The sequence below is a fragment of the Nitrospirota bacterium genome (assembly GCA_016214385.1).
Classification (GTDB): Bacteria; Nitrospirota; Thermodesulfovibrionia; order UBA6902; family JACROP01; genus JACROP01.
Map to the genome: position 1 here is coordinate 701 of JACROP010000066.1, position 5923 is coordinate 6623.

The window sequence follows — 5923 nt, forward strand, 5'->3', positions numbered from 1 at the left end:
AAATAACGTCCCTCCTGAGTTCTGCCAAGGGCGGTGTATAAATCTTATCCCTCGATCTCTTCTATGAATTCAGGACAGCTCTCATTTTATTGCTGTTTTTCTGGCTCAAGTTCTTTTTTTACAACTGCCGGGCTGAAGTCAGGGTCAAGGAGATATACCTCGTTGAAGTACTTCATGGCCATATCCATTTTTTTGATCTTGTAGTAGGCGTAACCCAGGAAGTAAAGGGCATTTGGATCGGGATTTTGCTTTACGTATTCCTCGAGGATATTTATGGCCTCTTTCATATCCCCTTTGGCGTAAAGAGAATATGCTTTCTGCAGATTCTCCTCTGCAGCAAAACAGACTGATAAAGAAAGTAATAAAAATAAGACAACCGCAATAGCTCTCATTGCAAACCTCCTCTCTTCTTCCTGCCCACATCTTACTTCAAGTCAGGCTCTCAGTCAATATCAAGATTTTTTAACTCTTCCCATCTCCTGTCTATTTTAGTCGGTTCTGCATATCCCTGAGGGGCTGTGCCCACCTTAAAGAATTCAATCATTGCTCCTGTCTCAGGAGTAGCAAGAAGTCCTGTATTGGGGTCTATTTCAGCAGTCGTAATACCCTCGGGTATTGGAAAAGGATGCGGCTCATCGTTATTAATGGCTTCCTTCATAAAATTTACCCATATTGGGGAGGCTGCCTTAGCGCCTGTTTCCTTGGTGCCCAGCGGTCTCAGGTCATCGAATCCTACCCATACACATGCTGCTAAATCAGGGGTAAAGCCTACAAACCACGCATCTTTATATTCATTGGTTGTGCCTGTCTTTCCAGCCACCGGCCTGTTGAGACTCTTAGCACGCCAGCCAGTTCCACGCTTAACCACGTCTTCCATCATGGATGTAACAAGAAAGGCTGTCTGTGGACTTATAGCACTATTGCCTTCTGGCTCATTGCTCTCAAGGATATCTCCTCTTTCATCAACAATGTATTTAACAGCAATGGTTTTCATTCTAACCCCCTCATTAGCAAATACAGAAAAAGCAGATACAAGCTCAAGGGGGCTTACGCTCAGGGTTCCCAGGGCAAGGCTGAGGTCGTGAGGAAATGGCCCTTCGATGCCTAAGTACCCGGAAAAATCTATGACCTTTTTTACACCTAAATTTTCAAGGAGCCTTACAGTTACTATATTCCGTGAGTATGTAAGGGCCTCTCTCAGCCTTGTCGGCCCCAGGTATTTATGATCGTAATTTTCAGGTGTCCACTCACCCAAAAGAGGCCGTGGATAACTTACAGGCTCATCTACAATAACACTTGCCGGGGTAAAACCATTGTCCATGGCCGTTGCATAGATTATGGGTTTAAAGGCCGAGCCTGGCTGTCTCTTTGCAAGTGTAGCCCTGTTAAACTCGCTCTTTGAAAAATCATACCCTCCAACCATGGCCCTTATAGAGCCTGTTGATGGCTCAATTGCAACAATGGCCCCTTCAACAAGGGGATCCTGCTCAAGTAAAAACAAGGCCTCTTTGCCTTTAAGGGCTTTTATCCTTACTTTTATTATATCTCCTGCCTTTAATATGTTTGTAAGTTTTAAGTTTTTAAATTCTTTAAGAACCCTGCCCTCAGAGTTTATAAGTCTTGATGCCCATATTGCATCTGAAAGGAGGAGTTTTCCTGTGATGCCCCTTGCCTTGATTACTGCCTCTGATGGAGATACTTTCAGCACAGTACCTGTTAAAAGGTCTCCAGGGTTCATGATTACTTTTGGAAAAGGCTCTTTTTCTTTAAGTTCTTTTTTGGGGTCTATATCCTTATGGCCAACAGGGCCCCTAAAACCCTGCCTCTTATCTATCTCCCTGAGGCCATCCTGCAGTGCCTTTATGGCAAAAAGCTGCATATCTTTATTCAAAGTTGTATAGACCTTTAGTCCTCCTTTATACACAGTTTCAGCGCCGTATTTGTCCTCGAGATACTTTCTTACATACTCAAGAAAATAATTGGGTGCATCATGACCACGTTTGAGGCTTGAGAGCTGAAGGGGCTGTTTGTAAGCCTTGTCCATATCAGCCTTGCTTATGTAACCTTCCTCCTGCATCCTCTGGAGGGCTGTGTGCTGCCTCATCTTGGCCTTTTCAAGATTATTATAGGGAGAATAGGTATTGGGGGCCTTGATAAGCCCCGCTAAGAGCGCTGCCTCAGGCAGGGTAATGTTTTTAACTGATTTTCCAAAATATGTCATTGCTGCCATCTCTACCCCATAGGCGCCATGGCCAAAGTACACCTTATTAAGATACACTTCGAGGATTTCTTTTTTGCTGAGGTGCTTCTCAATCCTGAAGGCAAGAGTCGCTTCTTTCAGTTTTCTCTGAATAGTCCTCTCAGGGGTAAGAAAAATGACCTTTGCAAGCTGCTGTGTTATTGTGCTTCCACCTTCCTTTATTCCTCCAGCGAGGGCATCTTTTAAAAGTGCCCTTGCAATGGCAATGTAGTCTAAGCCCTTATGTGTCCAGAACCTTGAGTCCTCAACAGCAACAACAGCCTTTATGAGACTTTCTGGAATTTGTTTTAATGGTACAAACACGCCTTTCTCTATTTTAAACTCTCCTATCAGGGTATCGTCATCAGCATAAACCGCCGTCCCTTTTGTTGGCCTGTAGCCCTTAAGCTCTTCGACCTTTGGTATATCTCGGGTGAGGGCAAAGTAGCCGCCAACAGCTATTCCGGTTGAGAGGGCAAAGATAAGCAGCAGGAATAAAAGTGTAATTTTTTTAGTAAAGGAAATCACCCTAAATTATAGCCCTCACGAGCTAAGACTGTCAATTTCACCCCTTTCTCCCAAATCCGTCGATAGAGTTTCTAACCCATTGATTTGTTTGTAACAGCGAGATTCCTCGCTTCGCTCAGAATGACAAGTGAAGGGGTCGGAATGACAGAAAGCGAAGGGCTCAGCTATCTATATCGCTTTACCCCGACTCTTTTACAGTAGACCCTGATAGGGCAGGTGCTACAAAGAGGGGATAAGGGCTTACAGACATTCTGTCCGAATACAACCAGAAGCCCGTTTATCTCTTTCCAGTATTTTTTTGGAAGTTTTTCTCTAAGTGCAAACTCTGTCTCCTCCGGACGTTTTGTCTTAACATAGCCCCAGCGATTTGTGATTCTGTGAACATGGGTGTCAACACAGATGCCATATTTTCCATATCCAAGGGTCAAAACGAGGTTGGCAGTTTTTCTGCCTACCCCTTTTAATTTTAAGAGGCCGTCCATTGCATCAGGCACCTTAGAGGAATATTTTTCTACAAGTTCTCTGCTTAGCTCTTTAATCCTTTTAGCCTTTATCCTGTAAAAGCCAACAGGGTATATGGCCTTTTCGATAGCTTCAAGTGGAATATCCTTCATCTCTTCAGTGCTTGAGGCAATGGAAAACAGTCTCTTATTAGCCATGCCTGTTGTCCTGTCCTGGGTCCTGAGACTGAGCAGGCATGAGATGAGGACTTTAAAAGGGTCGCCGGTTTTTGAAGCTACCTCTTCAACCCATGGGGGTTGCCACTTTTTAATTAATCTTCTGAGGATGGGGATAATCCTGTGAATAATGGTGTTGTCCATAGCTCGTTAAAGCTCCCCGAGATCAATCTGCTTACAAAGTTACTCTTCTAAGGTTATTGCCTCAACAGGGCAGTTCTCAGCCGCAGCCTCGCAGCAGTCTGCAAAATCACAGGCATCAGGGTCTATGACTTCTGCCTTACCTTCAACTTCATTGAGATGAAAAACAGCAGGGCATACTTCTTCGCAGTTGCCGCACCCAATACATTTATCTTCATCTACAACAGGTCTCATTAAGGTAAATAAAATATTCCTGCAGGTGAGTCAGCACAAGGGATGATGAAACTATCTTCACCCTCCCCTCTATCCCCTCCCGTCAAGGGAGGGGGATAAATATCGTCCAATTTAGGTTTAATCTGGTTTACCTCGTTCATGCCCTATTCTCTCCAGCACCGCTGCTGCCAGCAGTGGAAACATTATCTCATGGTGACCTGTTATAGCGTAGGAGCGGCCGGCCTTGAGTGTAGGCCTCCTCAGGACATTCTCGCGTGGCCTGTAGTGCTGGATGAAATCCATATTCACGGTGGTGAAGTCCTTAACTGTATGCCCTAAATTTCTTACCACGCTCAGGGCCTTTAAAAAAACCTCTGGCAGGATAACAGCAGAGCCAAGGTTTATGTAAACACCTCCCTCAAGGTCTGATATTACAGAGGCAAAAAGCCTGAAATCCCGCATGCTCCCCTCTCCAGTAGCTGCCCCATCTGCCTCGGGGTGCATGTGGATTATATCCGTGCCGAGGGCAACATGCACAGTGGCCGGCATATTAATTTTATAGGCTGCGGCTAAGATACTGTATTTACTGTAAGGAAACCTTCCCTTTGAGATGTACCCTCCAACAGCCCTGCCAATCCCATGGCCTGCTGAAACACCTTTTTTAATTGCCTGATTTAATTCTCTGCCTGTTTCTTCAGCCATGCCAAATGTGCCTGTACATATTTCTCTGTCAACGTCCTCCGAAGTATATCCAATAAAACTCAATTCAAAATCATGAACAATGCATGCGCCGTTCATTGCAATAGCAGTAATGATACCTTTTTCCATAAGGTGGATTATTACCGGAGAGAGCCCCACCTTTATAGGATGTGCGCCCATACCAAGTATTACAGGTCTATCACCCCTTCGGGCTTTTATAATTGAATCCACTATCTCATTGAGATTTTTTGCAGCGAGTGTCTTTGGAAGGCTGTTTAAAAAATCCCTGAAACTGCCTTTTGAGAAAGGACTTCCGAGGTCATTGAATTTAACCTTACTCTTTCTGCCCTTCAGTGAATAAGTCTTTAAGCCCTTTAAAGATAGCGGAGTGTATTTTCTGGACACGTTGAAAATATAACCTGCAAATGTTTAATAGTCAAGAGCGGTTTGAACAGGCAGCTCATTTCCTTCTGCCCAATCCAAAATATCTATAAAGCATAAGCAATCCGAATGCTAATAGCTGAAAATAGGTGTAGAGAAGGATTATCCATCAGAAATCCCCTCCCCTCGCGGGAGAGGATAGGGGGAATATGGGGAATTGCTATCTCTATTTTTCAGCTCATATATTCTGCTGGATTAAGAGTGAATGCGGTGGTAAAATTGAATCCGTTAGATAGTTTAAATCTGTTCTCTTGTATAAATTCAGAGGCAAACTCTGACAGGTTCAGGAATCTAAAAAGGCGGGTGATGCGTGACAAAAATTATCAAAGACAGGGTGTTCTGGCTTTTCAGCTCTACGAGTCGTAGACCAGAGTCGGGATATCCGAAATACTTCGGATATGAACAAGTTAGGCGTAATTGCGTGCTTAAATGAGTGAGGAAGTTATGTATATCCCAATATATGAAAATAATATCGAAAATAATCAATTAAATGGTTTAATTCTTATTTTCACGGAAGGTACAATTATTGGTCCAAAAAGTATTTGGAACTTTTTTAATCATAAAAAGTATATCCCAATAGGCAATTGTATTAACAAAATAAAAAACTGGCAAAATGAAGGTTGGAATGTTGCGTATTTAACTTCAAGAAAATCAATGAAAGGAGTGAATGAAATTAAAGATATTCTTGAGAAAAATCATTTTCCAGGTAATAACCTTTATTATCGCGGATCAAAAGAAAAATATAAGGATATTGCTGAAGAATTAGTTCCTAATATCTTGATTGAAGATGATTGTCGTAGTATTGGTGGAAAATGGCAAATGACAATAACATATGTTAGAAATGATATTAAAGAAAAAATTAAATCTATAGTAGCAAATGAGTTTAAAGGGATAGATCATTTACCAGATAGTGTAAGTGAATTATTTAAATATGTCGCACGCAACTATGCCTAACAGCGCATATATGCTTCGCTCCCGTTGGTCG

General features: G+C 42.7%; 6 protein-coding genes. 1 reads left to right on the top strand and 5 read right to left on the bottom strand.

Annotated features, from left to right (window positions below; genetic code table 11):
- Window positions 1–86: 86 nt before the first annotated feature.
- From HZC12_03995 to HZC12_04015, 5 genes are all read right to left on the bottom strand, one after another.
- Window positions 87–392 (bottom strand): tetratricopeptide repeat protein, encoded by a 306-nt coding sequence (locus HZC12_03995; protein MBI5025889.1) that lies wholly within the window; start codon window positions 390–392, stop codon window positions 87–89.
- A gap of 50 nt (window positions 393–442) precedes the next feature.
- Window positions 443–2767 (bottom strand): PBP1A family penicillin-binding protein, encoded by a 2325-nt coding sequence (locus HZC12_04000; GenBank protein MBI5025890.1) that lies wholly within the window; start codon window positions 2765–2767, stop codon window positions 443–445.
- Between the two features lie 164 nt (window positions 2768–2931).
- Window positions 2932–3588, bottom strand: a complete 657-nt coding sequence (locus tag HZC12_04005) for an endonuclease III (GenBank protein ID MBI5025891.1) — start codon at window positions 3586–3588, stop codon at window positions 2932–2934.
- Window positions 3589–3627: 39 nt separating this feature from the next.
- The gene (locus HZC12_04010) at window positions 3628–3819 is read right to left on the bottom strand and encodes a ferredoxin (protein ID MBI5025892.1); all 192 of its coding nucleotides are present in this window, start codon (window positions 3817–3819) and stop codon (window positions 3628–3630) included.
- A gap of 117 nt (window positions 3820–3936) precedes the next feature.
- Window positions 3937–4902 carry a hypothetical protein gene (locus HZC12_04015; protein ID MBI5025893.1) on the bottom strand — a complete coding sequence of 322 codons (966 nt, stop codon included), beginning with the start codon at window positions 4900–4902 and terminating at the stop codon, window positions 3937–3939.
- 465 nt (window positions 4903–5367) lie between these two features.
- Here HZC12_04015 and HZC12_04020 point away from each other — a divergent pair, with 465 nt between their 5' ends.
- A complete protein-coding gene (locus HZC12_04020; protein ID MBI5025894.1) occupies window positions 5368–5892 on the top strand; it encodes a hypothetical protein in 525 nt (174 codons plus the stop codon).
- Window positions 5893–5923 lie beyond the last annotated feature (31 nt).

Coding starts and splice junctions, on each gene's coding strand:
- HZC12_04010 (MBI5025892.1), bottom strand. CDS start 3,819: ATGAGACCTGTTGTAGATGAAGATAAATGTATTGGGTGCGGCAACTGC.
- HZC12_04020 (MBI5025894.1), top strand. CDS start 5,368: ATGAGTGAGGAAGTTATGTATATCCCAATATATGAAAATAATATCGAA.
- HZC12_03995 (MBI5025889.1), bottom strand. CDS start 392: ATGAGAGCTATTGCGGTTGTCTTATTTTTATTACTTTCTTTATCAGTC.
- HZC12_04005 (MBI5025891.1), bottom strand. CDS start 3,588: ATGGACAACACCATTATTCACAGGATTATCCCCATCCTCAGAAGATTA.